The sequence below is a fragment of the Actinocrinis puniceicyclus genome (assembly GCF_018283645.1).
GTDB lineage: Bacteria > Actinomycetota > Actinomycetes > Streptomycetales > Catenulisporaceae > Actinocrinis > Actinocrinis puniceicyclus.
Map to the genome: position 1 here is coordinate 77905 of NZ_JAGSXH010000002.1, position 26125 is coordinate 104029.

The 26125-nt window shown below is 71.3% G+C and carries 26 protein-coding genes; 19 read left to right on the plus strand and 7 right to left on the minus strand.

Features of this window, described 5'->3' with window-relative positions; genetic code table 11:
• Positions 1-25 precede the first annotated feature (25 nt).
• The 3 genes from prcA (at position 26) to KGA66_RS01135 (ending at position 3326) form a co-directional block, all read left to right on the plus strand.
• Entirely contained in the window at positions 26-871 is an 846-nt protein-coding gene (gene prcA, locus KGA66_RS01125) for a proteasome subunit alpha (protein WP_211463477.1), read from the plus strand.
• A gap of 86 nt (positions 872-957) precedes the next feature.
• A complete protein-coding gene (gene pafA, locus KGA66_RS01130) occupies positions 958-2319 on the plus strand; it encodes a Pup--protein ligase (protein ID WP_211463479.1) in 1362 nt (453 codons plus the stop codon).
• A 38-nt stretch (positions 2320-2357) separates the two neighbouring features.
• Positions 2358-3326: an FKBP-type peptidyl-prolyl cis-trans isomerase gene (locus tag KGA66_RS01135; RefSeq protein ID WP_211463480.1), complete on the plus strand. Its 969-nt coding sequence runs from the start codon at positions 2358-2360 to the stop codon at positions 3324-3326.
• 71 nt (positions 3327-3397) lie between these two features.
• Here KGA66_RS01135 and KGA66_RS01140 read toward each other — a convergent pair whose 3' ends face one another.
• Positions 3398-3772, minus strand: coding sequence for an FKBP-type peptidyl-prolyl cis-trans isomerase (locus KGA66_RS01140; RefSeq protein ID WP_246506809.1), 375 nt, complete (start codon positions 3770-3772; stop codon positions 3398-3400).
• A gap of 112 nt (positions 3773-3884) precedes the next feature.
• Positions 3885-4958: a DUF3866 family protein gene (locus KGA66_RS01145; protein ID WP_211463481.1), complete on the minus strand. Its 1074-nt coding sequence runs from the start codon at positions 4956-4958 to the stop codon at positions 3885-3887.
• 118 nt (positions 4959-5076) lie between these two features.
• On the opposite strand from KGA66_RS01145, the gene KGA66_RS01150 reads away from it, so the two are divergent.
• From KGA66_RS01150 to KGA66_RS01195, 10 genes are all read left to right on the plus strand, one after another.
• On the plus strand, positions 5077-6129 hold the full coding sequence (locus KGA66_RS01150) for a helix-turn-helix transcriptional regulator (protein ID WP_211463482.1): 1053 nt from the start codon (positions 5077-5079) through the stop codon (positions 6127-6129).
• Complete coding sequence (locus KGA66_RS01155; RefSeq protein WP_211463483.1) at positions 6126-7112, plus strand: helix-turn-helix transcriptional regulator; 987 nt, start codon at positions 6126-6128, stop codon at positions 7110-7112. The genes KGA66_RS01150 and KGA66_RS01155 overlap by 4 nt, the downstream gene beginning before the upstream one ends.
• Complete coding sequence (locus KGA66_RS01160; protein WP_211463484.1) at positions 7109-7405, plus strand: hypothetical protein; 297 nt, start codon at positions 7109-7111, stop codon at positions 7403-7405. The genes KGA66_RS01155 and KGA66_RS01160 overlap by 4 nt, the downstream gene beginning before the upstream one ends.
• 28 nt (positions 7406-7433) lie before the next feature.
• Positions 7434-7667, plus strand: a complete 234-nt coding sequence (locus KGA66_RS01165; protein ID WP_211463485.1) for a hypothetical protein — start codon at positions 7434-7436, stop codon at positions 7665-7667.
• An 88-nt stretch (positions 7668-7755) separates the two neighbouring features.
• Positions 7756-7977, plus strand: coding sequence for a twin-arginine translocase TatA/TatE family subunit (locus tag KGA66_RS01170; protein ID WP_211463487.1), 222 nt, complete (start codon positions 7756-7758; stop codon positions 7975-7977).
• A gap of 44 nt (positions 7978-8021) precedes the next feature.
• Positions 8022-8912 (plus strand): twin-arginine translocase subunit TatC, encoded by an 891-nt coding sequence (gene tatC, locus KGA66_RS01175; protein ID WP_211463489.1) that lies wholly within the window; start codon positions 8022-8024, stop codon positions 8910-8912.
• 13 nt (positions 8913-8925) lie between these two features.
• The gene (locus tag KGA66_RS01180) at positions 8926-9861 is read left to right on the plus strand and encodes a diacylglycerol kinase family protein (protein ID WP_211463491.1); all 936 of its coding nucleotides are present in this window, start codon (positions 8926-8928) and stop codon (positions 9859-9861) included.
• 52 nt (positions 9862-9913) lie between these two features.
• A complete protein-coding gene (locus KGA66_RS01185; protein ID WP_211463493.1) occupies positions 9914-10183 on the plus strand; it encodes a type II toxin-antitoxin system Phd/YefM family antitoxin in 270 nt (89 codons plus the stop codon).
• Complete coding sequence (locus KGA66_RS01190) at positions 10176-10586, plus strand: type II toxin-antitoxin system VapC family toxin (protein WP_211463495.1); 411 nt, start codon at positions 10176-10178, stop codon at positions 10584-10586. Before KGA66_RS01185 ends, KGA66_RS01190 begins: the two co-directional genes overlap by 8 nt.
• A gap of 57 nt (positions 10587-10643) precedes the next feature.
• Positions 10644-13403, plus strand: coding sequence for a DEAD/DEAH box helicase (locus tag KGA66_RS01195; RefSeq protein WP_211463497.1), 2760 nt, complete (start codon positions 10644-10646; stop codon positions 13401-13403).
• A 149-nt stretch (positions 13404-13552) separates the two neighbouring features.
• Here the strand turns inward: KGA66_RS01195 and KGA66_RS01200 are convergent, their stop codons facing one another.
• Positions 13553-15823 (minus strand): hypothetical protein, encoded by a 2271-nt coding sequence (locus KGA66_RS01200; RefSeq protein ID WP_211463499.1) that lies wholly within the window; start codon positions 15821-15823, stop codon positions 13553-13555.
• A gap of 338 nt (positions 15824-16161) precedes the next feature.
• On the opposite strand from KGA66_RS01200, the gene KGA66_RS01205 reads away from it, so the two are divergent.
• The 4 genes from KGA66_RS01205 to modB all read left to right on the plus strand — a co-directional run bounded on the left by KGA66_RS01205 (position 16162) and on the right by modB (position 19009).
• Positions 16162-16371: a hypothetical protein gene (locus tag KGA66_RS01205; protein WP_211463501.1), complete on the plus strand. Its 210-nt coding sequence runs from the start codon at positions 16162-16164 to the stop codon at positions 16369-16371.
• 496 nt (positions 16372-16867) lie between these two features.
• Positions 16868-17287, plus strand: a complete 420-nt coding sequence (locus KGA66_RS01210) for a TOBE domain-containing protein (protein ID WP_312886673.1) — start codon at positions 16868-16870, stop codon at positions 17285-17287.
• An 11-nt stretch (positions 17288-17298) separates the two neighbouring features.
• Positions 17299-18198, plus strand: coding sequence for a molybdate ABC transporter substrate-binding protein (gene modA, locus KGA66_RS01215; RefSeq protein WP_438822010.1), 900 nt, complete (start codon positions 17299-17301; stop codon positions 18196-18198).
• Between the two features lie 13 nt (positions 18199-18211).
• Positions 18212-19009: a molybdate ABC transporter permease subunit gene (modB, locus tag KGA66_RS01220; protein ID WP_211463505.1), complete on the plus strand. Its 798-nt coding sequence runs from the start codon at positions 18212-18214 to the stop codon at positions 19007-19009.
• A gap of 74 nt (positions 19010-19083) precedes the next feature.
• On the opposite strand, the gene KGA66_RS01225 is transcribed toward modB, so the two are convergent.
• Positions 19084-20673, minus strand: a complete 1590-nt coding sequence (locus tag KGA66_RS01225; protein ID WP_211463507.1) for a Na+/H+ antiporter — start codon at positions 20671-20673, stop codon at positions 19084-19086.
• 248 nt (positions 20674-20921) lie between these two features.
• Between KGA66_RS01225 and KGA66_RS01230 the strand changes: the two genes are divergently transcribed.
• Both KGA66_RS01230 and KGA66_RS01235 read left to right on the plus strand, forming a co-directional pair.
• The gene (locus KGA66_RS01230) at positions 20922-21443 is read left to right on the plus strand and encodes an ATP-binding protein (RefSeq protein ID WP_211463509.1); all 522 of its coding nucleotides are present in this window, start codon (positions 20922-20924) and stop codon (positions 21441-21443) included.
• Between the two features lie 228 nt (positions 21444-21671).
• On the plus strand, positions 21672-21908 hold the full coding sequence (locus tag KGA66_RS01235) for a DUF6191 domain-containing protein (RefSeq protein WP_211463511.1): 237 nt from the start codon (positions 21672-21674) through the stop codon (positions 21906-21908).
• Between the two features lie 150 nt (positions 21909-22058).
• Here the strand turns inward: KGA66_RS01235 and lon are convergent, their stop codons facing one another.
• The 3 genes from lon to KGA66_RS01250 all read right to left on the minus strand — a co-directional run bounded on the left by lon (position 22059) and on the right by KGA66_RS01250 (position 26109).
• Positions 22059-24437 (minus strand): endopeptidase La, encoded by a 2379-nt coding sequence (gene lon, locus KGA66_RS01240; RefSeq protein WP_211463513.1) that lies wholly within the window; start codon positions 24435-24437, stop codon positions 22059-22061.
• Between the two features lie 84 nt (positions 24438-24521).
• On the minus strand, positions 24522-24833 hold the full coding sequence (locus KGA66_RS01245; RefSeq protein ID WP_211463515.1) for a 4a-hydroxytetrahydrobiopterin dehydratase: 312 nt from the start codon (positions 24831-24833) through the stop codon (positions 24522-24524).
• Between the two features lie 28 nt (positions 24834-24861).
• Positions 24862-26109 (minus strand): M48 family metallopeptidase, encoded by a 1248-nt coding sequence (locus tag KGA66_RS01250; protein ID WP_211463517.1) that lies wholly within the window; start codon positions 26107-26109, stop codon positions 24862-24864.
• Positions 26110-26125 lie beyond the last annotated feature (16 nt).

Sequence of the window (26125 nt, forward strand, 5' to 3'; positions counted from 1 at the left end):
TCAGACCGACAGACGACGAGGAAACATGACGACCCCGTTCTACGTGTCGCCCGAGCAGTTGATGAAGGACCGGGCCGACTATGTGCGCAAGAACATCGCGCGCGGCGGCTCGGTGGCCGTGCTCAACTACGACGGCGGCATCCTGTTCGTCGCGGAGAACCGCTCCCGGGTGCTGCACAAGATCAGCGAGATATACGACCGGGTGGGTTTCGCCGCGGCCGGCAAGTACAACGAGTTCGAGAACCTGCGGCAGGCGGGGGTGCGGCTCGCGGACACCCGCGGCTACCTTTACGACCGGCGCGACGTCTCGGCACTCGGGCTGGCGAACGCCTACGCCCAGACCCTGGGCACCATCTTCTCCGAGGCCGGCGGCAAGCCCTACGAGGTGGAGCTGATCATCGCCGAGGTGGGCGATCGGCCCGCGCAGGACCAGATCTACCGGCTCACCTACGACGGCTCGGTTGCCGACGCGCACGGCTTCGTGGTGATCGGCGGCGCGGCCGAGGAGGTCAGCCGGGTACTGGAGGGCAGCTACACCGAGGGCGCTCACCTCAGTGCCGCGCTGCGCACGGCCGTCGCCGCGCTCGGGCGCGACGGGAGCGAGACCCGGGAGCTGTCCCCGACCCAACTCGAGGTCGCGGTGCTGGACCGGGGGCGCAAGCGCGACCGCAAGTTCCGCCGCCTGGTCGGCGACCACCTGGTCCGGCTGCTGGCCGACGAGCCCGGCGCCGAGGAGGCCGCGATCGCGGAGAACGGCGACGGTGACGGCGCGCAGCCCGAGGCGCCCGAGCCGGCGCAGGGCGACATCCTGGACGACATCGACGAGGTGCTCGAGGACGGCGAAGACGGCGAGGACGACGCTGGTGACTGAGGCGGGTTGGCAGGTCGCGAGGGTGGATAGGTACTTGTAAGAGTCCACATACTCCCCCTAGGGACAGTTGAGGCGGTGGGGAACCGATGGACCGTCGGATTTTCGGACTGGAGAACGAATATGGGGTCACCTGTACGTTCCGTGGGCAGCGGCGGCTGTCTCCGGACGAAGTGGCCCGGTACCTGTTCCGCCGCGTCGTGTCCTGGGGCCGTTCATCCAACGTGTTCCTGCGCAATGGCGCCCGGCTCTACCTGGACGTCGGCTCGCACCCGGAGTACGCCACCCCGGAGTGCGATTCCATCGAGGAACTCGTGGTGCACGACAAGGCCGGCGAGCGGATACTGGAGGGGCTGCTCGTCGACGCCGAACGCCGGCTGCACGAAGAGGGCATCGCCGGGGACGTGTACCTGTTCAAGAACAACACGGACTCGGCCGGCAACTCCTACGGCTGCCACGAGAACTACCTGGTCACCCGGCATGGAGAGTTCTCCAGGCTGGCGGACGTGCTCATCCCGTTCCTGGTCACCCGTCAGCTGATCTGCGGGGCGGGCAAGGTGCTGCCGACCCCGCGCGGCGCGGTCTACTGCGTAAGCCAGCGCGCCGAGCACATCTGGGAGGGTGTCAGCTCCGCGACGACCCGCTCCCGCCCGATCATCAACACCCGCGACGAGCCGCACGCCGACGCCGAGCGCTACCGGCGCCTGCACGTCATCGTGGGCGACTCGAACATGAGCGAGACCACGATGATGCTCAAGGTCGGGGCGACCGACCTGGTGCTGCGCATGGTCGAGGCGGGCCTGGTGATGCGTGACCTGACCCTGGAGAACCCGATCCGGGCGATCCGCGAGGTCAGTCACGATCTGACCGGGCAGCGGCGCATCCGGCTGGCCAACGGGCGCGAGGTCTCCGCCCTGGAGATCCAGCGCGAGTACCTGAGCAAGGCCGCGGACTTCGCCGACCGGCGCGACCTGCGCACGAACTCGGTGGCGCGGGTGCTGGACCTGTGGGAGCGCACGCTGGACGCGATCGAGCTGGGCGACCTGTCCAAGATCGAGCGCGAGATCGACTGGGTGATCAAGTACCGGCTGATCCAGCGCTACCAGGAGAAGTACGACCTGGCGATCTCGCACCCGCGGGTCGCGCAGCTGGATCTGGCCTACCACGACATCAGCCGCCGCCGCGGCCTGTACTACCTGCTGGAGCGGCGCGGGATGGTCGATCGCACGGCGCGGGACCTGGACATCTTCGCGGCCAAGTCGGTGCCGCCGCAGAACACGCGGGCCAAGCTGCGCGGCGAGTTCATCAAGCGGGCCCAGGAGCAGCGCCGGGACTTCACGGTGGACTGGGTGCATCTGAAGCTGAACGACCAGGCGCAGCGCACGGTGCTGTGCAAGGATCCGTTCCGCTCCGTGGACGAACGCGTGGAGAAACTCATCGCCTCCATGTAGGGCCTTGTAGGGTTGGGCCCGTGGTACACAAAAGGAAGATGATCGTCCGGCGGGCCGTCGCGCCGCTGGCGCTGGCCGCGGCATTCGCGGCGGGCTGCAGCTCGGGCTCCGGTCCCAAGCAGTCCCCGGGTTCCGGGCTGCCCCAGGTGACGGGAGCGGTAGGCCAGAAGGCGGTCATCACGCTGCCGAGCGGGGTGGCCGCGCCGGCCAAGTTGGAGACCAGGACGCTGGTTCAGGGCAGCGGGGCAACTCTGGTCAGCGGACAGCTCGCGGCGGTCAACTACACCGTCGTGAACTGGACCGGGGACAAGGCACTCGGCGACACCTATTCCGCCGACGGCGGTAAGACGCCGAACCAGCCGCAGGTCGTCACGCTCGGTTCCACCGGCCTGCTGCCGGCCTGGAACACGGCGCTGACCGGCGCGCGCATCGGCAGCCGGATCGAGATCGTGGCGCCGCCCGCGGACGCGTTCGGCAGCCAGGGCAACGCGCAGGCCGGCGTCGGGCCGAAGGACGACCTGGTTTTCGTGCTCGACGTGATCGGCGGCTACGAGGCGTCCGCCGACATCACGGGCAAGCAGGCCACCCAGGCCGGCGCCGGGCTGCCGACGGTGGCCGGTGATCCGGGTGGCGGGAACCCGAAGGTCACCATCCCCGCGGGCGCCAAGCCGCCCGCTTCGCTCGTCGCCGACACGCTGATTCACGGCAGCGGTGAGGCGGTGCAGAGCGGTCGGACGCTCCTTATGCAGTACACCGGCGTGGACTGGAACACGGGCAAGAACTTCGATTCCTCGTTCACCCGCAAGCAGGCGTTCAGCACCACGATCGGCGCGGGCAAAGTGATCAAGGGTTGGGACGACGGCCTGGTCGGCAAGCATGTCGGCGACCGGGTTCTGCTGGTGATCCCGCCTTCGCTCGGCTATGGGCCGTCCGGCGGCCAATCCTCGGCGGGCATCGGCGCCAACGACACTCTCGTCTTCGTCGTCGACATCGTCGACGCTCTCTGAGAGACGCCCTCTGACGCCCGGTAACCAGGCGGTCGCATCCCTCCCCGGGAGGCGACCGCCTGGCTGCCGTGTCAGCCGACGCCGAGCAGGTCCACCACGAAGATCAGAGTCTCGCCCGGCTTGATGACCGGCGGCGCGCCGCGGTCTCCGTAGGCCAGGTGCGCCGGGATGGTCAACTGGCGGCGGCCGCCTACCTTCATCCCGGCCACGCCGCGGTCCCAGCCCGCGATGACCCGGCCCTTGCCGAGCGGGAACTGGAACGGGGCGTTGCGGTTCCAGGAGGCGTCGAACTCTTCGCCGGTCGAGTGCGAAACCCCCACATAATGCACGGTGACGTTGTGGCCCGCGGCGGCCTCCGGGCCGTCGCCCTCCCACAGATCCCTGATTTCGAGGTCGCTCGGCGGCGGACCCTCCGGGAAGTCGATCTCCGGCTTCTGCAGCGTCATCTCGGCTCGTTCCTCTCTCAATGCTTCCGTCTTTCCGTTCCCTACCCTGCCACAGCGGGCCGGTCGGGGTGGGCGCCCGGTGCGCGCGGTGCGCGAGCCGTCCGGGCCCGGATCAGGCCGCCAGCAGCGCCGCGGCCAGGCGTCCCGCGGCCGCCGCGGCCAGGAAGTTGGCCCGATCGCGCTGCGGCCCGCGGCCCATCGTCGACAGGCCGACCGGGCTGGCGGCCAGCGCCTCGTCCAGCCCCGCGCAGTCGACCTCGCGCACCGCGTGCCGCGCTGTCAGCGCCCTGGCCTGCTCGCGGACCGCATCCCAGAACGGCCCGGCCTCGTCCGGCACGGCCAAGTCCGCGCGGCACAGCGCCACGCGGCCGTAGGAGGTGAGGCTGTGGTGACTCAAACCCCGGTGCCGTTCTCGCGCGTCGGCCTCGGAGACGCGCAGCACGCCGACCGGCCTGCCGCCGAGCACCCCGGCCGCGTTGACCGCCTCGCCGCAGGCCACCCCGGAGAAACCCCAGCGGGTGCCGGTGCCGAGATTGCCCGGGCCCTGCGTCACCACGGCGATGTCGGCGTGCAGGATCAAGCGCGCCGCCAACAGGCCGGTGTGCACGGTAACGGTCTCCAGATCCCCGCCCAACGCCTGGCCGACGGTGACCGAGCCGGCCAGCCAACCGGCGTCGCGCAGGCCCGCGACCGTTCGGGAGAACCAGAGCGGCAGCGCCCCGCCGTCGCTCATCACGTACGCGATCCGGGTGCCGGGCCGGTCGGCCAGGATCGCCGCGCACACGGCGGGTAGCGCCGAGTGAAGGTCGGCGGTGATCACCGGCATGCCGTCGAGAGAGTCGGCGTCTTCCAGCAGCGCATGGTGCGGGGAGTCCTGCTCGTCCGCGCCCAACACGATGGCTTGCAGCGGTGTGTAGCGCGCCTTGACCAGGTGGCCCGGACCCGGCGGGGCGTCCTCGGGCAGCCGGTCCGGCACCGCCACGACCATTGCGTATCCGCCGGTGCCCAGGCCCATCGTCTGCGCGGTGGTGTTGAGCAGTACCCGGTCCCCGAGCACGGGTTCGCCGGTCAGCAGCGGATAGGCCAGCGCCTTGACCGCGGAACCGTCCACGTCGACGGTCAACTCGCGGGCTCCGCGCCACGCGCGGCCGAAGGCGGTCACTCGCCCTGCTCGCCAACTGATCACGGCGGACAAGCCTATTCGGTATTGTGCGTCCTTTGGTGCGAAAGCACATGCGGACGCAGTAGCGTCGGAGACGCACCGTTGGCACGGGGCGCAGCGGCGACGAGGAGGGAGCCGGCGTATGCCAGCGAGCAAGACCGAGCGGCTGGTCAACCTTGTGATCTGCCTGCTCGCGTCGCGGACCTTCGTGACGAAGGAGCGGTTGCGCACGACCTTGGAGCCGTACCGCAACTGCCCGACGGACGAGGCATTCGAGCGAATGTTCGAGCGGGACAAGGAGGAGTTGCGCGAACTCGGTATCCCACTCGAAGTGGGAACAGTCAGCGCACTGTTCGAAGACGAGGTCGGTTACCGCATCGCCCCGGGGGAGTACGCGCTTCCGGAGTTGCACCTGGAGCCGGACGAGGCTGCGGCGATCGGGATCGCAGCGCGGTTCTGGCAGCAGGCGACGCTGGCACAGGCCGCCTCTTCGGCGCTGCTCAAGCTGAAGGCGGCGGGACTGGACGTGGGGGAGGCCGCGCCCGCCGGGATCGAACCGAGGGTGCGCGCGGAGGCCCCGGCCTTCGAACCGCTGCTGGAGGCGGTCTACGACCGTCAGGTGGTGCGCTTCTCCTACCGTCGTTCGGACGGCGAGGTGCGCGCCCGCGAGGTCGAGCCGTGGACCATCGACTCGTGGCGCGGACGCTGGTACCTGGCCGGCTACGACCTGGGCCGGGACGACGCGCGGGTCTTCCGGCTCGACCGGATCACCAGCCCGGTCCTGCTCACCGGTCGTGCGCCGCAGCACAAGGTGCCGGACCGGCTCGACGTGCGCGCGCAGGTGGACGCCTTCGCCGTGCGCAGCAGCGGCGACCTGGGCCCGGCGACGCTGCGCGTGCGAGAGGGCACCTGCTTCCCGTTGCGGCGCGGGGCCGGCTCGGTGGTCGAGGGCGAGGACGGCTGGGACACGATCGTGATCACCGCTTACGCGGACACGGCGGGCTGGCTGGCCGAGTACGGCCCGGACGTGGTCGTGCTGGACCCGCCCTCGCTGCGCGCCGCGGTGATCGCCAGGCTGCGCGCGATCGCCCGGCCCGAAGCGACGTCCGCCGGCGCGGCGGTCGCCGGACCCATCCCGCCGGCCAGGCACGCCGGCCCGGCCGAGCGCCGCAAACCGCTGGAGGTGGCGTCGTGAGCACCGCGGTCTCGCAGGTCGAGCGGCTGCTGAACCTGGTGCCGTACCTGCTCAGCCACCCCGGCAGCACGGTGGAGCAGGTCGCGCAGGAGTTCGGGGTCAACGCGAAGCAGGTCGCCAAGGATCTCAACGTGCTGTGGTTCTGCGGGCTGCCCGGGGGCTTCGCGGACGACCTGATGGAGGCGCACGTCGAGGAGGGCGGCGCGATCCATCTGGAGAACGCCGCCGAGCCGATCGTGCGTCCGCTGCGGCTGTCCACCCGGGAGGCGGTGGCGTTGCTGGTGGCGCTGCGCGCGCTGGCGCAGGTGCCGGGGATCGCGGACCGGGACGCGCTGGACCGCGCGCTGGCGAAGCTGGAGAGCGCGACCGGGGAGGCGGCGCGGGTCGCGGAACGGCTTTCGGTCGCGTTCGAGGCCCGCGACGTGGTCTTCGAGGCGGCTCAGCGCGCGCTGGCCGAGAAGCGGCTGGTGCACCTGCGGTACTACGTCCCCTCGCGGGACGAGGTGACCGAGCGGGACGTGGACCCGATGCGGGTCGCGCTGCTGGCCGGGCGGGCTTACCTGGAGGGCTGGTGCCGGGCGTCCGGCGCGGTGCGCGTTTTCCGCCTGGACCGCATCGTCGGCATAGAGGTGCTGGACCAGCCGGCGCAACCGCCCGCGGACGCCAAGGGCCTGGACCTGACCGAGGAAGCGCCCGCCTCGGCGTTGCGGGTCGGCCAGGACGCGCCGCTGGTGACCCTGGAACTGGCCGCGGAGGCCCGTTGGGTACCCGAGTACTACCCCTGCGAGAGCGTCGCGGAGGACCCCGGCGTTGACGGGTTTCTGCGCGTGACGCTGCGCGCGGCCGACCAGGACCGCATCAGAAGGCTGGTGTTGCGGCTCGGCGGCGCGGCACGGGTGCTCGGCCCGCAGGAGTTCGCCGACAAGGTCCGCGACACGGCCGCGCTCGCGCTCGCGGCGTATGGAGCGGACGCGCCGGCGTGAGCGGGCATTCGGCCGACGCCGGCACGCCACAGGGCAGTGCGGAGGTCGGCGGCACGGCACACGCGAGCGGCACAGTAGCTCTGCGCGTGCGCTGCGAGTCCTGCGGCCCGCGCGTCGTCACCCTGTCCTCGGTGCGGCTGGTGGGGCGGTCCGGGCGCTGGGAATACGTGTTCACGTGCCCGGGCTGCAGGGCGCGCGTGCACAGGTCTGCCGACGAGGCGTTGCGGGCGGCGCTGCGCGGAGCCGGGGTGGCCGAACTGAGCTCCCCGGATACCGGCGACTGCGCGTCTTAAGGCAGCAGCTACCAGGTAAGGTCGTCTCGTGATGGTCTGGGTGATCGTCGGGGTGAGTCTCGCCGTACTGGCACTCGCCGCGATCGGCTATTTCGCGTTCGGCGTTTTTCTCGCCGCCAAGGGCCTGTCGCGCGAACTCGGGCGGGCCTCGCGGCTGCTGGCCGATGCGGCCGCGCCCGTCACGTCCGCGCTGGCGCAGTTGTCGCTCGGCGAGGGCTCCGGGGCCGGTGCCGGGGCCGGCCGGCAACGGGCGGACCGTTGACAACAGCCGCGACCGGCTGAAACCTTAAGGCGGCGTGGCGGTGCGTCGCACCGCGCCCACGTACTGGCCGTCGAAAGGGCGCGTCACGATGTTGCTGCGTGCTGAGGGACTCTTCCTGCTCATCGCGATCGGCCTGATCCTGTTCGGCTGGAGGCGGTTGCCCGGAGCGATGCGCGACCTGGGCAGGACCCGCCGTATCCTCAAAGCCGAGGCGCAGGCGCTGCGCGACGACGTCCCGCCGCCGCCGAAGCGCACGGTCGTGGCGGATCCGCAGGATGTGGTCGACCGCACCCCGGGGCGCCCGCAATAGCAGGCTGTAAACGATCACGACGACGAGAACGGGTGGCACGGGACGTGGCTGGTAAGGCCGGACGCTCGGCGGACGACGCGGCGCGGATGCCGCTCATGGAGCACATCCGTGAGCTGCGCTCGCGGCTGATCAAGTCGGCGCTGGCGCTCGTCGTCGCCGGTATCGTCGGCTTCGTCTTCTACCGCCACATCGTCAACATCCTGGAAACCCCGATCTGCGACATCAAGGGTGTGCACGGGGTCGGGACGCCCAACAAGGACTGCAAGAACGGCGTGCTGGTCCTGGTCGGCGTGAGCGCGGGCATCACCCTGGCGTTCAAGATCGCGATGTTCTCCGGCATCGTGCTGGCCGCGCCGGTCTGGATGTACCAGATGTGGGCCTTCCTGGCGCCGGGGCTGTACAAGAACGAGAAGAAGTACGGCCTGACCTTCGTCGGCGCGGCCATCCCGCTGTTCGCGGCGGGCGCGGCGTTGTGTTACGTGTTCTTCCCGACCATCCTGCGGGTGCTGATGGGCTTCGTGCCCTCGGGGGTCGCGGCGCAGCTGCCGCTGGACCAGACCCTGGTGTTCTTCCTGCGGATGATGGTGGTCTTCGGCGCCTCGTTCGTGCTGCCGCTGATCCTGGTCCTGTTCAACTTCCTCGGGGTCCTCAGCGGCGATCGGATGCGCCGGCACTGGCGCGTGGTGGTGCTGGCGATCTTCGTGTTCGCGGCGATCGCGGTGCCCACGGGCGACCCGATCGGCATGAGCGTGCTGGCCATCCCGATCTGCGTGCTCTACTTCGGCGCCATCGGCATCGCGCTGGCCAACGACAAGCGCCGCGCCGCGCGGCGTGCCGCCGACCCGATCCACCAGCTCTCCCCGGACGAAGCCTCCTCGCTCGACCTGAACCCGCTGCCGGTCGAGCACGCGAGCAGTCTCGAAGACATCTCGTGACCGCGGAGCGGGGGTGAGCGCGCCTTCGCGGCCCGCGCTGGTGGTCAACCCGACCTCCGGCAAGGGCAGGGGCTGGGAGTACGGGAAGCGGGCCAGGGCCGCGCTCGAAGAGGCCGGCCACGACGTGCTGTTCGTGGTCGAGCACACCGCGGAGCAGGCCGCGAAGAAGGCCCGCGCGATGCTGGAGCACGACGCCGACAGCGTCGTGGTGGTCGGCGGTGACGGCATGGTCAGTCTCGGCCTGCAACTGGTCGCGGGAACCGGCATCCCCCTGGGAGTCATACCCGCCGGAACGGGCAACGACGTGGCGCGATATCTCGGGCTGCCGCTGCGTGACCCGGACGCGGCCGTCGCGGTCGTCACCGCGGGCCACACCGACACCTTCGACCTGGGCCGCATCACCGGTCCCGGTTCGCCCGACCCGCGCTGGTTCGGCGCAGTGCTGGCCTGCGGCCTGGACTCGAAGGTCAACGAGCGGGCGAACCGGATGCGCCGGCCGCGCGGACCGTCCCGGTACACCATCGCCCTGCTCGCCGAACTCGGGCCGTTCAGCGCCATCCCGTTCGTGCTCGACGGGCCGGATGCGCGCCTGGAACTGGACGGCATGCTCATCGCGGTGGGCAACGGCCCGACTTACGGCGGCGGGATGCGCATCTGCCCGCAGGCCGACCCGCGTGACGGGAAGTTCCAGATCACCGCCGTGGACCGGGTGTCCAAGCCGACGCTGCTGCGGATCTTCCCGAAGGTGTTCTCCGGTCGCCACGTCGAGCACCCCAAGGTGCGTGTGCTGCACGCCGCCGCAGTCGACCTTTCCTGCCGCGACGAGCCGGGGCGGCCGGAACGGACCGTGTCGATCTGGGCCGACGGCGAATGGGCGGGAATTCTGCCGGCTCGTATCGAGACCGTGCCCGGGGCGCTGCGGGCGTACGTGCGGGTTGCAGAACGCTAGCGAGAGCGATTGACCGTGTAGCACATTACGTGCACTGTGCTACGCTACTTATATGAGTGCAATGACCACGCAGCGTACTATCACACAGCGCGAATTGCGCAATGAGAGCGCCGCTGTCATGGATGCGGTCGAGGCCGGCGAAACTATGATCATCACCCGCAACGGCGTCCCGGTGGCTCAACTCGGTCCGATCAAGCGTTACCGGCTCACGGCGGTCAGCGAGCTTCGGCAAGCGTTCGCAGCCGGCCCGGATCCGGACTATGCGGCGATGCGCGCAGAGATCGATGCCTATTTCGGGGAGGACCGGATCGGTGATGACTGAGCCCGGGCGGTTGCGTGCCGGACTGCTCGACACTTGCGTCATCATCGATTTTCGCAAGATCCCCGACGAAGTGCTGCCGGTGAGCGCCGGCGTCTCGACCGTGACGCTCGCAGAACTCTCGGCGGGTGTCCATCTGGCCAAGGACGGGCTTGAGCGTTCGGCGAGGATCACTCGGCTCATTTCGGCCGAGGCGAATTTCGAGCCGCTGCCCTTCGACTCGGTCACGGCTCGCGCCTACGGCAACCTGGTCGCCTTGATCCTCGCGATCGGCCGTAACCCCAAGCCGCGCAAGAACGATCTGATGATCGCCGCGACCGCCGTCGTTCACGGGCTGCCGCTATATACCCGCAACGTCGATGACTTCAAGGGCCTGGAGTCGCAGCTGAACATCGTTGCGGTGTAGTCACCCGCCGCCGGAAACGATCAGCGGGTTGTCTGCGCTGTCGCCTAGGATTGCGGTATGACCTCGCCCGCCGAGCGGTTCGCCGCCGCCCGCCGCCGCCAGGCCGAGGAGCGGACGCAGCTGAGCGGCTTCGCCAAGCTCTATTCATTCGGCCTCGACCAGTTCCAGCTCGACGGGTGCAGGGCGCTTGAGGAGGGACGCGGCGTGCTGGTCGCCGCGCCCACCGGCGCCGGCAAGACCGTGGTCGGCGAGTTCGCCGTGCACCTCGCGCTGGCGCAGGGCCGCAAGTGCTTCTACACCACACCCATCAAGGCCCTGTCGAACCAGAAGTACGCGGACCTGGTCAAGCGGCACGGCGCGGACCGGGTCGGCCTGCTGACCGGGGACAACTCGATCAACGGCGACGCGCCCGTGGTGGTGATGACGACCGAGGTGCTGCGCAACATGCTCTACGCCGGCTCCTCGGCGCTCGACGGCCTCGGCTACGTGGTGATGGACGAGGTGCACTACCTCGCCGACCGGTTCCGCGGCGCGGTGTGGGAGGAGGTGATCATCCACCTGCCCGAGTCGGTGCAGCTGGTGTCGCTCTCCGCCACCGTGTCCAATGCCGAGGAGTTCGGCGAGTGGCTGGAGACGGTGCGCGGTGAGACGCAGATCATAGTCTCCGAGCATCGGCCGGTCCCGCTCTGGCAGCACGTGCTGGCCGGCGGCAAGCTCTACGACCTTTACGCGGGTGCCGATCCGCACGAGGCGGACGTCGCACGGGTCAATCCGGAGCTGGTGCGGTTCGCCCGCGAGGAGGAGCGCTTCGGGTTCTCGCCGCGCACAGGGGCGCGCGGCGGACGGCCGCGCCGGATGCCCCCGCCGCCGAGCCGGGTCGACGTGATCGAGCGGCTCGACGCCTCCGGGCTGCTGCCCGCGATCACCTTCATCTTCTCCCGCGCCGGCTGCGACGCGGCGGTGCAGCAGTTCCTGCGTTCCGGGGTGCGGCTGCTGACCGAGCAGCAGCGGGTGCGGGTGCGCGCGCACGTCTCCGCGCGCTGCGCGCAACTGCCCGCCGAGGATCTCAATATCCTGGGATATCACGACTTCGCGGACGGCCTTGAGCGCGGGGTCGCGGCCCACCACGCCGGGATGCTGCCGACCTTCAAGGAGATCGTCGAGGAACTGTTCGCGGCCGGGCTGGTCAAGGCGGTGTTCGCGACCGAGACCCTGGCGCTGGGCATCAACATGCCGGCCCGCAGCGTGGTGCTCGAAGCGCTGGTGAAGTGGAACGGCGAGTTCCACGCCGACATCACGCCGGGGGAGTACACGCAGCTGACCGGCCGCGCGGGTCGGCGCGGCATCGACATCGAGGGCCACGCGGTCGTGGTCTGGCGGCCGGGCCTCGACCCACGCGCGCTGGCCGGGCTCGCCTCGACCCGCACCTATCCGCTGCGCTCCTCCTTCAAGCCCTCGTACAACATGGCGGTGAACCTGGTCGGCCAGGTCGGCAAGGTGCGCGCCAGGGCGCTGCTGGAAAGCTCCTTCGCGCAGTTCCAGGCGGACAAGGCGGTGGTCGGGCTGACCCGGCAGTTGCGGCGCAACCAGGAGGCCCTTGACGGCTACCGCGAGGCGATGAGCTGTCATCTGGGTGACTTCGACGAGTACATGGGCCTGCGCCGCGCGCTGTCCGAGCGGGAGGCCGAGCTGTCCCGGCAGGGCGCCACCCAGCGTCGTGCCGCGGCGGCCTCGGCCCTCGAAACGCTCAAGACCGGGGACATCATCGTGGTGCCCTCCGGCCGCAAGGCCGGGCTCGCGGTGGTTCTGGATCCGGGCCTGGACGCGGGACGCGACGGTCCGAGGCCGCGGGTGCTGACCGCCGAGCGGCAGGTCGTCACGCTCTCCCTGCTCGACTTCCCGGTGCCGGTGGAGCCGACCGGCTGGATGCGGGTGCCCAAGAACTTCAACGCCAAGTCGCCGCAGGCCCGGCGCGACCTCGCTGCCACGCTGCGCGACAAGGCGGGGTTCGCCGACGGGGAGAAGCCGCCGCGACCGCGCCGGGAGCGTTCGGCCGCCGCGGAGGACGCGGACGTCGCCCGGCTTCGCAGGGCTCTGCGGGCGCACCCCTGCCACGGCTGCGAGGATCGGGAGAACCACGCGCGCTGGGCGGAGCGCCATGCCCGGCTGGAGCGGGAGACCGAGGGCCTGGACCGGCGAGTCAAGGGTCGTACACACTCGATCGCGCGCACCTTCGACCGGGTGTGCTCGGTGCTCACCGTGCTCGGCTACCTCGACGGCGAGCGGGTCACCGCGGAGGGCAGGCGCCTGGCGCGCATCTATTCGGAGCTGGACCTGCTGGCCGCCGAGTGCCTGCGCGAGCGGGTGTGGGACGGGCTGAGCCCGGCGGAACTGGCCTCGGCCGTCTCGCTGCTGGTGTACGAGTCGCGCAGCGCCGAGGATTCGGGGCCGCCGCGGCTGCCCAAGGGCCTGGCGCGCGAGGCGATCGAGCGCACGGTGCGGCTGTGGATCAGCGTGCACGACCTGGAGGGCGACCACGCGGTCGACTTCCAGCGCGAACCGGACGCCGGGTTCGCCTGGGCCGCGTACCAGTGGGCCGAGGGGCACCGGCTGGACAAGGTGCTGGAGGAGTGCGCCCTGCCCGCGGGTGACTTCGTGCGCTGGTGCAAGCAGTTGATCGACCTGCTCGGCCAGCTCGCCGACGCCGCCGGGACGATGGCACAGCAGAGCCCGGACAGCGCCAGGATCCGTGAGACCGCGTTCGCCGCCGTGGAGTTGCTGCGCCGCGGCGTCGTCGCCTACTCGTCCGTGAGCTGACGCGATCGCCTGTGGGAACGGCTGAGCCGGGCCGCCTGCGCGGCCCGGCTCAGCTGCTCCCTCCTGCTTCCCCTCCCTGTTCCTCGTCGGCGGTCAGCTCTGCGCCGTCACGAGGACGCCCGCGTCACCGTGTCACGAGGACGCCCGTGTCACGAGGAAACTCCGCGCCGGCTCTGCTTCGCCGGCCTGGGCCTGCGCCGATACAGCAGTGAGACGCACAGCACGAGCAGCGCTCCGCCGAGCGCCCAGAACACCCGCGAGTTCATGACGCTGAATCCGGCGGAGGCCATCGGGTCCGGCCCGGCCAGCGCGCTGTCCGGGTTCTTGGATGAGGCCGCGAACTTGTGCTCGAAGCCTGTGACGCTGATCGGGGTGCTGGTGACCGCGGTGATCGGCTTGACCGCGCTCGAGGCGCCGGGGTCGTTGCCGGGACCGGCCGCGCCCATCGCGCCCGGCGACGAGGGGGTCGCGCCGTCGCGGGGCCGCCCGGTCTGTTGGGCCGGCGCGCCGGGCGAGCCGGGGGCCGCGGCCCCCGCGCTCGGAGAACTCCCCGTGTTGTGCGAGCCGGGACCGCCTGCCGCGGCGCTCGCCGGGGGCGGCGGGACCGCCTGAGCGGACGTGGCCGGCGGCGTGGTGATCGGGATCGCGGGTGTGCTGGACTGGACCGTGGGAGCAGGGGTGCGCGTCGACGTCACCGGTTTGCCGCTGGCGCCCGACCCGCCGCCGGAGGCGGGAACGCTCGGGCTCACCGAAACCGCGGCGCTCACGCTCGCGCTCGGGCTGACCACCGCACTCGCGCTCGTACTCGCACTCGCAGTCGTACTCGCGCCGACGCTCGCGCTCGCGCTCGCCGAAACACCCGCGGTGACTTGATCGAATGCCGCATCGACGACGAGACCGTTCCCATTCACCTTCAGGTGCACGGGGTTGCGCATGTTCAGCAGCCGAGCGCACCCGAGGTTCACGTACGACTGTTGCAGCCGCATGGCGAGGAACGTGAACAGATTGGATGCCGCACCCGTGTCCGGGGAGACGGTGGTGTCCGTCAGGCTGTGGTCCATCTTGGTGCGCGTCACGCCGATCGTGCGCAGTTGCTCGCAGTACTGCGCGGCTGAGCCGGGCACCTGCGCCAGCGCGGGCTGATCCACGCCGGCGCGGTAGAGGTCCGTCTTCTGATCGTCCTGGGCGCCGTTGCCGTCGAGCACCATCGGGTCGTTGAGCGGCACGTAGGCGACGGGCGCGGCTTGGTCGGCGGCGGCCTGCAGTTCGTTGAGGCCGAGCGCGGTGGCGGCGAATCCGTTGTCGGCCAGGTCCGGCGCCGTGAACGGCGTACAGCCGAGGGCCGGGTCGATGAAGTGGTCCAGCAGCAGGTTGTCGCTGCCGTTGGCCACCACGCTCGGCGCCTTGCCGCGCAGGCTCTTCACGGCGGTCTGGGTGTTCTGGGCGGTGCGGCCGTCGGCCAGGACCAGGTATGTGGTGGTCACGTTGTCGCTCTGGTCCTGGTCGACCATGCCGAAGTCGCGCGTCGTCGGGCACGGCTGTTTGTCGGCCGCGGTGCCCAGCGGCGGGATCGAGAGCCTGCCCTGCTGGACCGCGGTGCGGGCCGCGGTGAAGAGCGCGGGCGCGTTGCAGTACGCGAACTGTCCGAACGGCGAGTTGTCCGTGCCGTTGACGCAGGCGCCCGCCTGCACGCCGCTGCCCCGCAGGGTCAGCACGTTGCCGTTGAAACCGAACCAGAGCGCGACGATCGCGTTCGCGGGCAGCGTCGGCACGACCGGGGCGACGGCCGGTTCGCTGCCCGCGTCTACGACCAAGGGGTCGTAGACGGACAGCCGGCCGGTCGCCGGGTCGAGGACGAGCCCCTGCACGAAGGCCGCGGTGCCCGCGTCGGCTTCGTGGCAGGCGTTGCCGCCGACGCCGGAGAGCTGATAGGGCGTGGCCAGGCCCTGAGCCGTCAACGGCTGGTCGGGCACGGTGAGCGCGCAGGCGACCGCGGCGGGCTCGGCCGCCACCGGGGCATTGGCCGGCGCGGCGAATGCGGCCACCGCGCCGCCGACCGCCATCGCCAGGGCGAGCGGCCCGGCCTTGGCGAGGCGCCCGGAAAGGCGCCCGCGGGTGACGTCGGCGTCGGGTGCGCGCCGCCGCCCGGGGGTGCGCGCTCCGGCCGCCGGGCGCCGCGTGGCGTGCTGCGCGCCCGCCGCGGTCGCGGCGGTGTCAGAAAGGCCGGCGGTGGGGTGTTTCGGACCGGTGCGGTAGCGGGTAACGGTAGCGGTGTCGGCCGGAGACCGCAGCAGTTGTCCGCCTTCGTCGATGCCGGTGTGGTCGGTGTCGAACCTCGCACGCCGCCTGCCCGTGTACCGGTTCGCGCTGTGCTGATCCGCGTTGTCCGAGTGGTGCGGTAAATCGCCGTATTGATTCATTCCACGCTGATTCGTGTCGGCGGGACCATGACTTGTGACGGAGGGCGTGTCGCTGGTCTGACCGCGATGCTGCGTGGCGGCCCGGTTCCCGACCCGGTCCGCCGGCGTGCGTTTGTGCCCAGGCATGGTGTGACCCCTTGCGGTCCGGTGCCGCGGCGACGGCCGTCAAGGCTCTGCAACCGCCGCGGACCCTATTGGCGTCCCTACCTTGCCAGGCCGGGCACTCGGGGCGACAGGGCTTCGTTGAAAATATTACGTTCGAATAACCTTGACGCCTGAGAGTGTAACCGGGGCGATACGAGCCGATCGGGACGAACGGGACGAGCTCGATCACGCACATGTCCACGGTCATCACCACGAGTGACGCGGCGTCAGGCGTGCTGTTTTCCGGTCGACCCGGCATCGCGTCGAAGGCGTCGTACTCGAACCAGCGTGCACCCGCGCGACCCGGTGTCTGGCGTATGTCCGGTTCTGACTTGGTTGTTCACTACAAAATCGATCTCGGGATACTGGCGGTATCGCTCGGTGGTGAGCCGGGTCACATCTGATGAACTGTCAGGTATGCGGAACGCAAAAGAGCGTGGCCCGATCGACGGGGGTCTGAAAGCGCCCACACTCCGGCAGTTGTTCGACAGGAGCGGACTGCGGTGGTCTGTGCTCGGTGCGTTGCTCCTGGTGGTCACGACCTTCGGGATCTGGACAGCGCACAGCCGGCCGCTAGCCGTCGCAGGGCTTTTCATGGCTCTCGCGGGAATCCTGCGCGCCGTTCCCGAAATCATGAAAGCGCGAACGTACATCCTTCGCGGACATGCTTGCCCGCATTCGCAATGCGCTTCAGGTGCCGAAGCGACCGGACGGACCCCGCGGGATCCTGAGCGTCGGGCCGAGGCGGACTGCGCGCCCGCGGGGGAAGCCGGCCACGGCCGCGGAACCGGCTGACGCGGTTCGCGGACCTGGCGCCGAACGTCGAGAGGCTGCGGAGGTAGCGCAACTGCGAGGGGGGTCGCGCATTTACTCTCGCAGATGCCAGTCTACACTGCGGGGGTGACGACTTTCCGGATCGGCGAGGCGGCCGAACTGCTGGGGGTGAGCCCGGACACGGCCCGACGCTGGGTCGACAGCGGCAGGCTGCCGGCGGCCCGCGACGAGCACGGGCACCGCGCGATCCAGGGCGCCGACCTGGCCGCCTTCGCGCGCGGCCTGGCCGACACCGAGGAGCACGAACGGGCCGGTGCGCACTCGTCCGCGCGCAACCGCTTCCGCGGCATCGTCACCCGGGTCATGCGCGACGGCGTCATGGCGCAGGTGGAGATCCAGGCCGGGCCGCACCGGATCGTCTCGCTGCTCAGCCGCGAGGCCGCCGACGAACTCGGACTCGAACCCGGCGTCGTGACGGTGGCGGTCGTCAAATCCACCAACGTCGTCGTGGAGCGCGGCGAGGCGATGCCTCCCGCCTTGGGATGAGGGAAGCGGGCATGGGGATTCGGGGAACGGGATCTGCTTCGGGTGCGGGGTCGGGTGCGGCGCGCACGAGCCGCCGAGGCCGCGGAATCGGTGCGGCGGGCCCCTTGGCGGCCGCGGCGGTTCTCGCGGCGGTACTGGCCGGCTGCGGTTCGAACGCGGGTACCACGTCGACGGCGCACGACTCCACGGTGCGCCCCGCGGTCGAGGCGGCCTCCGGCGGCGCCGGGCAGGCGCTGTCCGGGACGGTGACGGTGTTCGCCGCGGCCTCGCTCGACAGGACTTTCACGGAACTGGGCAAGCGCTTCGAGGCGGCGCACCCGGGCGTGAACGTGAAGTTCTCCTTCGGCGGCAGTGACAGCCTGGCCGCGCAGATCACCGAGGGCGCGCCCGCCGACGTGTTCGCCGCGGCCAGCACGACGACGATGGGCATCGTGACAAAGGCCGGCGACGCGGCCGGTGACCCGGTGGTGTTCGTCAGGAACGAGCTGGAGATCGCGGTGGCGCCGGGCGACCCGCTCAGGATCGCCACCCTGGCCGACCTGGCCGGGCCCGGGGTCAAGGTGGCGCTGTGCGCACCGAGCGTGCCGTGCGGCGCGGCGGCGCAGAAGGCGCTGAAGGCCGCCAGGGTGCACCTGACGCCGGTCACCCAGGAACAGGACGTCACCAGTGCTCTGACCAAGGTGGAGCTCGGCTCCGTCGACGCCGCTCTCGTGTACCACACCGATGTGGCCGGAGCCGCCGGCAAGGTCTCCGGGATCGACTTCGCCGCGGCGGCGTCGGCGATCAACACCTACCCCGTCACCGTGCTGAAGGACGCTCCGAATCCGGCCGCCGCGCAGGCTTTCGAGCAGTACCTGCTCTCGAGCGCGGGGGAGAGCGTGCTGCTTCAGGCGGGCTTCCTGAAGCCGTGACGGGTGGCCGCGGATGAAACCGCGCAAGTCGGACACATCGCACGCCGTGCTGGTCGTGCCGGGACTGCTCGCGCTCGGCTTCCTCGTCCTGCCGGTGATCGGACTGCTGGCCAAGACCCCGTGGCGGCGGCTGCCCGCGCTGCTGGCGCAGGACAGCTCATGGACCGCGCTGCGGCTCTCGCTGGAGTGCGCGACGCTGGCGATGGGCGTCGCTTTGGCCCTCGGCGTGCCGCTGGCCTGGCTGCTGGCGCGTACCCGGCTGCCCGCGCGCAGGCTGGTGCGGGCGCTGGTGACGGTGCCGCTGGTGCTGCCTCCGGTGGTGGCGGGCCTCGCGCTGCTGCTGGTACTGGGGCGGCACGGGCTGATCGGCGGCTGGCTCGACCGCGAGTTCGGCGTCACGCTGCCCTTCACCATGCCCGGCGTCGTCGTCGCCGAGTCCTTCGTCGCGCTGCCGTTCCTGGTGGTCTCAGTGGAGTCCGCGCTGCGGCTGACCGACCCGCAGTTGGAGGAGGCCGCGGCCACCTGCGGGGCGAACCAGTGGCAGATCTTCCGCTGGGTCACGCTGCCGTCGCTCGCCCCCGGCATCGCGGCCGGGGCGGTGCTGGCCTGGGCGCGTGCGCTCGGCGAGTTCGGCGCGACGATCACCTTCGCCGGCAACTTCCCGGGCACGACGCAGACGATGCCGCTCGCGGTCTACCTACAGCTGCAACAGGACCCTGAGTCCGCGGTGGCGCTGAGCCTGGTGCTGCTGGCCGTCTCCGTCACGGTGCTGGCACTGCTGCGCGACCGGTGGTGGACCGGGGTGCGCTGACTTCGTGCTGGTGCTGTTGCTGTTCGGTTCTGTGCGGTGCCGGCGGGTTCCCCCGGCGACCGCGCTCGGCCGGTTCACTCGCCCCCGAGGGTGAGGTCTTCGAGGTCGAGCATCCGCTGGAGCTTGCGCCGGGTGCGGTCGGTGATCTCCCCGTCCGCGTGCAACCGGTCCAGTTCGCTCTGCTCCACCTCGATCAGGTCGCGGCGCAGCAGCCGGTACACGGTCACGATCGCGGGTGTCTCGCCGAAATCCGCCTTGTCGGCGGTGTACGCCAGGCGCGTGTCGTATTCGCCGCGCAGGCGTTCGAGGACCGCCGGGGGCGCGGAATCGTCGTCCGTCAGTTCGTCGAGCCGGGCGAGCGCCGCCCGGGCCAGCTTGATGCGCGCGAGGGTGTCCTCCTGGTGCAGCACGCCCGGGGTGACGGCCACGCCGGCCCAGGCGACCATCGGCGCGAGGGTGAAGCCCTGCACCAGCAGCGTGATCACGACGGTGCCGGTCACCAGGACCAGCAGCAGGCCGCGGTCGGGCAGCGGGGCGCCGCTGTCCGTGACCAGCGGCAGGGAGAGCGCGGCGGCCAGCGGTACGACCCCGCGGGTGCCGGACCAGGAGATGACGACCGGCACGCGCAGCGACAGCCGCTGTTCGCCCGGTCCCGCGCGCCGGCCCAGGCGCGCACCGCCGCGCAGTTGGGCGGCGGCGGACAGCGGGAAGACGCCGAGGAAGCGCGTGGCCACCAGCGTCGCGGTGATGCCCAGCACCGGCAGCACCCAGGGCTGGTCCTGCGCCGGCAGGTCGCGCACCAGTACCGGCAACTGCAGGCCGATCAGGCCGAAGACGGTGGACTCGAGCAGGAAGATGAGCGTCTCGTAGACCGCGTGCCGCTGGATGCGGGTGTGCGCGTTGGTCACCTTCGTCACCTGAGTGCCGAGGATCACCGCGGTGACCACGACGGCGGTCACCCCCGAGGTGCCCAGCCCTTCGCCGATCACATAGGCGGCGTACGGCGTGACCAGTGAGATCACGGTGTCCACCTGCGGATCCTCGACCCGGCGGCGCACCAGCCGGGCGGCCGCCGCGACGGCGGCGCCGACCCCCGCGCCGCCCGCGGCCAGCTTCACGAACTCCACGGTCACCTTGCCGCCCGAGGTGGCGCCGCCCGCGACCGCGACCGAGAGCGCCACCTTGTACAGCAGCAGCGAGGTCGCGTCGTTGAACAGCGACTCGGCCTGCACCAGGGTCTGCATGCGCGGCGGCAGGGACAGGCGGCGGGCCAGGGCGGTGACCGCGACCGGGTCGGTGGAGGCCAGAATCGCGCCGAGCACGAAGGCCAGCGCGCTGCTGAGCGGGGTCAGCGCGGCGGCCACGAACGCGACGGCGACGGCGGAGACGAGCACCAGCCCGACTGCCAGGATCGCCACGGGCCGCCACACCGCGCGCAGATCCCGTACGGAAAGTTCCTCACCCGAGGCATACAACAGCGGGGGCAGCACGACCAGGCTGATGACCTCCGGGGAGACGCGCACGGTCGGCACCCCGGGAACCAGGCCCGCCACCACGCCGACGGCCACGAGCAGTGAGGGCGCCGGGATGGCGAGCCGGTTGGCGAACGCGGCGACCACGGTGGCCACCGCCACCAGCAGTAACACCGTTTCGACGCTGCGCACGCCGCCTCCTTCTCGCCCGGGCCTGACGATCACGATATCGGTGCGCGGGCGGCGGTAGTGGGGGCGCGGGCGGCGGTCACGCGCTTTCCCGCGCGCGATGTACAGGCGTGATTGTCAACTCACACTCGGTGATAAATTGGTCTAGACCTTGACGTTTGGGTAAAGGTAGCGCAGAGTGACCGTTGACGGAGTTGGTACACGGCGATCGAGTGCGGCGATCAACTGAAGCGAAACCGAGGTGATCGGCCGTGCGGCGCGAAGCCCGCCGTCTGGCCCGCCGGATGCTCACAGCGGTCGGGCCCTCCCTGACCACGTACGTCCCGGACCGTGCCCGGTGGATCATGCCTGTGCCTCTCGACCGGCTCGTGGTGACCACCCTTCCCGGGCCCACGGCCGTGGCGGACGCTCGTCGTCTCACCGTACGGACCCTGGACCAGTGGGGTCTGGCCGAACGCTCCTCGGACGCCGCGATGGTGGTCAGCGAACTGGCCGGCAACGCGTTCCGGCACGGGCGCGGTCCGGTGCGTCTGGTGCTGCGCTGCGAACCCTCGGCCTACGGACCGGCCGCCGCGTGCACGGTGCGGGACGCGGGACGCTGGACCGGCGCACAGATACCCGACCGCGCCGCGATCGAAGCGGCGGCCTGCGACGAGGGCGGGCGCGGGCTCTACATAGCGCGGGAGCTTGCTGACTCGCTCACGGTCCGCGCGGCCCGCTACCGGCCCGGGACCGCGGTGACCGCGACCTTCGTCACGCGGGTGCTCGCGTAGGCGGCCGGAGAGTTGATCGCATGAGCCGCGCAGGCGGCGCCGGCGGCATTGGCCGTCACACCCCTCAACCTCGCGCGGGATCTTGAGCGCGGTGCGGGGGACGGCTCAGGGCCGGATGATGATTCTTCCACGGCGTCCGGCCCCGAGGTTCGCGGTCTCACCTGCGGCCGAGCGGATATCCGGGTTCGGCCGGTACCACCCGCCGGGACCACCATGTACCTTGATGAGGTGAGCATCTTCTTCGACCTGTTCAGTCCCGGCAATCGGCACCGCACCGAGGAGTTGCGCCGGTTGGAGAACACGCGCGAGGAGGAGACACCGGGGGAACCGGGCCGCGGCCCGATCGACTTGAACTCCGGCACCGTGTTCATCAAGGCGCCCGGCAACCGGCCCGCGGCAGCTCCCGCCGAGATCGTGTCAGCAGACGAAGACGCCGCCGTCCGCGAAGAGGACGGCGGCGTCTAGAGGCCCCGGTATGAGGACGCTCCGGCCGCGCGCCCATGCTCGTCGCTGCCGGCGCGGGACACTAGCATCCGACGCCGGGCGGCGCCGGGGAGTGTCCGCGGGGCCCTGATCCGAGCCTGAGCGTCTCCCGGCACCGCCTCCAGCGGCGCGTTACGCGCCCGCGGCGAGCGTCACCGGCCGCGGGGCGTTGGCGGGCGACAGGGCCAGTTCGAGCACCTCGCGCACGTCCGAGACCAGGTGGATCTCCAGCGCCTCGCGCACCTCGGCCGGCACGTCGTCCAGGTCCGGTTCGTTGCGCTTCGGCAGCAGCACCGTGCTCGCCCCGGCGCGCTGTGCCGCCAGCAGCTTCTGCTTGACCCCGCCGATCGGCAGCACCCGCCCGGTCAGCGAGACCTCTCCGGTCATCGCCACCTCGGCGCGCACCGGACGGCCAGAGAGCAGCGAACCGAGGGCGGTCACCATCGTCACTCCGGCGCTCGGCCCGTCCTTCGGGACCGCCCCGGCGGGCACGTGGACGTGCACGCCGCGGTCCTTCAGGTCGCTCACCGGCAGTTCCAGCTCCGCGCCGTGCGAACGCAGGTAGGACAACGCGATCTGCGCCGACTCCTTCATCACCTCGCCGAGCTGGCCGGTCAGGCTCACCCCAGTCGACCCGGTCTCCGGGTCGGCCAGCGACGCCTCCACGAAGAGCACCTCGCCACCCGCGCCGGTGACCGCCAGGCCCGTGGCGACGCCCGGTACCGCCGTGCGCTCCGCGGTCTCCGGGGTGTGCCGCGGCCTGCCCAGGTAGTCGCGCAGCGCGTCCGGGCCGACCGTCACCGGCAGCTGCGACTCGCCGGTCGCGCTGCGGGCCGCGACCTTGCGCAGCACGCGCGCGATGCCGCGCTCGAGGTCGCGCACGCCCGCCTCGCGGGTGTACTCGGCGGCCAGCCGGCGCAGCGCCGCGTCCTCGAACGTGACCTCCTGCGCCGAGAGCCCCGCGCGGTCCAACTGGCGGCGCAGCAGGTGGTCGCGGGCGATGGTGACCTTCTCGTCCTCGGTGTAACCGTCGAGGCGCACCAACTCCATCCGGTCCAGCAACGGTCCGGGGATGGATTCGAGCACGTTCGCGGTCGCCAGGAACACCACGTCGGACAGGTCGAGCTCGACCTCCAGGTAGTGGTCGCGGAAGGTGTGGTTCTGCGCCGGGTCGAGCACTTCGAGCAGCGCCGCGGTCGGGTCGCCGCGGTAGTCGGCGCCCACCTTGTCGATCTCGTCGAGCAGGACCACCGGGTTCATCGTCCCGGCCTCCTTGATCGCGCGCACGATCCGCCCCGGCATGGCTCCGACGTAGGTACGCCGGTGTCCGCGGATCTCCGCCTCGTCGCGCACGCCGCCGAGGGCGACGCGGGTGAACTTGCGGCCCATGGCGCGGGCCACCGACTCGCCCAGCGAGGTCTTGCCGACCCCGGGCGGTCCGACCAGCGCGAGCACGGCCCCGGAGCGACGGCCCTCCACGACGCCAAGGCCGCGGTCGGCCCGGCGTTTGCGCACCGCCAGGTACTCGACGATGCGTTCCTTGACGTCGTCCAGCCCGGAGTGGTCGGCGTCCAGGACGGCGCGCGCGGCCGGGATGTCATACGCGTCCTCGGTGCGTTCGTTCCAGGGCAGCTCAAGCACCGTGTCCAGCCAGGTGCGGATCCAGCCGGCCTCGGGGGACTGCTCGCTGCCGCGTTCGAGCTTGTCGACCTCCTTGACGGCCGCCTCGAACACCTTCTCGGGCAGGTTCGCCGCCTCGACCCGGGCGCGGTAGTCCTCCTTCTCGTCGGCGGGGCGGCCCTCCAGCTCGGCCAGTTCCTTGCGGATGGCCTCCAGCTGGCGGCGCAGCAGGAACTCGCGCTGCTGCTTCTCCATGCCCTCGTTCACGTCGTTGCGGATGGTCTCGGCGACCTCCAGCTCGGCCAGCTGCTCGCGGGCCCAGGTCAGCACGGTCTCCAGCCGCTCGGCCGGATCGGCGGTCTCCAGCAGGGAGGTCTTCTGCTCCAGCGTCAGGTACGGCGCGTAGCCGGCCGAGTCGGCCAGGGCGGAGGGGTCCTGGATCTGCCGTATGACGTCGACGACCTGGAAGGCGCCGCGGTGCTGGAGGATCTTGACCGCGATCTCGCGGTAGGTCTCGGCCAGCTCGCGGGTGCGCTCGGTGGCGGGGGTCTCGGGCAGGATCTCGGCCAGCACCCACAGCGCCGCGCCGGGACCGGTGGTGCCGCGGCCGATGCGGGCGCGGTGCGTGCCGCGCACGACGGCGACCTGCTGGCCGCCGCGCAGCCGGCCGGTCTGCTCGATCACGGCCAGGGTGCCGTAAGCGGCGTACCTGCCGTCCGGGCGCGGGACCAGGAGCAGTTCGGGGGATTCCGAGCGTTCGGCGCGGGCCGCGTCCACTGCGGCGCTCACCTCGCGGTCGGTCAGGTCGAGCGGCACGACCATGCCGGGGAGCACCACCGCGTCGTCGAGGGGCAGGACCGGCAGCGCACGGGTGGTCGGGGCAAGGGCCATCGGGTAACTCCTAGCGGACGCGAGGTTGAGTCTGCTGAGCTCAACTTCCCGTCGCGCCGGAGTGTTCCGCCCGCATGTTCGCTCTCAGCGAGCAGCCGGCTGCGTGGCGATCGCCTCGTTGATCTGCTCGGCCAGGCGCACGTCCGCCATGGTGACCCGGCCCCCGGCGTCGTGGGTGCTCAAGGTGAAGGTGAGTGTGCGCCAGCGGATGTCGATGTCCGGGTGGTGGCGCGCCTGCTCGGCAAGCACGGCGACCACGTTGACCAGGTGGATGGCACCGGGGAAGTCCTCGGCCTGGTACACCCGCCGGATCGTGTCGCCCTCGCGGGTCCAGCCTTCCAGCGAGCCGAGCAGGCGCTCGACCGTGTCTTGGTCGAGCGGGGCGTGCTGTGCCATCGGGACTCCTCCGTCGTGTCTCTGCCGGTCAGCCATCCGGTCGCCCGTCGGCCGCTTCGTGTTCGTGCTGGTCATCGTCGCTGCGCGGGTGTGCCGCAGCGCCCGGGTCGGGCAACGCGACCGGTACCCCGTGCGCCGCGGCCCATCCGCGCGCATGCGCGATCCGCGCCGGTATCGCGGGGTGAGTGCCGAGCCACAGCTGCGCCAGCGGATGCGGTTCCAGGTCGGAGATGCTCTGCACGGCCAGGGTGCGCCACGCGGACACGACGGCGGCCGGGTTCCGTGTCAGGTTGAGCGCGTACTCGTCCGCGCGGGCCTCGATGCGTCGGCTGTGGGCATTGAACAGGGGGGCGCTGAAAGTGCTGAACACGGCTGCGATGCCGATGATCAGCGGCAGCGTGCGGGGGTCGGCGGCACCCGGCGTCCCCGCGGCTTCGAGCAGCGCGCGCCAGTGCAGCGCCCCGGCGAGCAGCAGGGTGCCGGCGATCATGCCGAGCGCGCCGAGCGCGGTGCCGGTGGGCACGTCGCGCCGGGCGGCGTGTCCGAGTTCGTGGGCCGTGATCGCGGCGACCTCGTCCGGCTCGCCCTGCGTGAGAGTGGTGTCCCAGACCACGATGCGCCGGGTGCGGCCCATCCCGGAGACGTAGGCGTTCATGGCGTTGGTCCGGCGCGATGCGTCGCTGACCATGATGTCCCGTACCGCCACCCCGCTGCGCGCCGCGACGTGCAGCAACCGCTCGCGCAGCGGACCGGCCTCCAGCGGCCGGAACCGGTTGAACAAGGGCTCGAAGACCACCGGCACCAGGAAGGAGAGCACGAACACCAGTGCCGCCGCGGCCGCGGCGGCCGCAATCCACCAGGTGCCGGGCAGCGCGCGGATCAGCGCGAACAGCCCGAGGCTCGCCGAGGCCAGCAGCAGCGCACCGATCAGCAGGCCCTTGGCCGTGTCGGCCCAGAACAGCCGCCACGACCGGTTCGACAGCCGCCACCGGCGGTTGACGCTCTCCATGCGGGCGCCGGCCGGCAGGCCGACGAGGGTCAGCGCCAGATCGAGGGCCACCGCGCCGAGCAGGGCCTGTGCGATCCAGCCGCCGCCGGCCAGCGAACCGGCACCGCGGACGAGGTCCGCGCCGAGGGGAGTGAATGCGAGCACGCACACCGCCGCGAAACCGGTCGCCGCCGAGGCCAGGCGCAGCGGCAGCACGGCGCGCTTGCGGCGGCGCGAGCGCTCGATCTGCCGCTCGGTGAAGTCCCGCAGCAGGGCCTGCGTGGTCATGGCGACCATTGTCCGC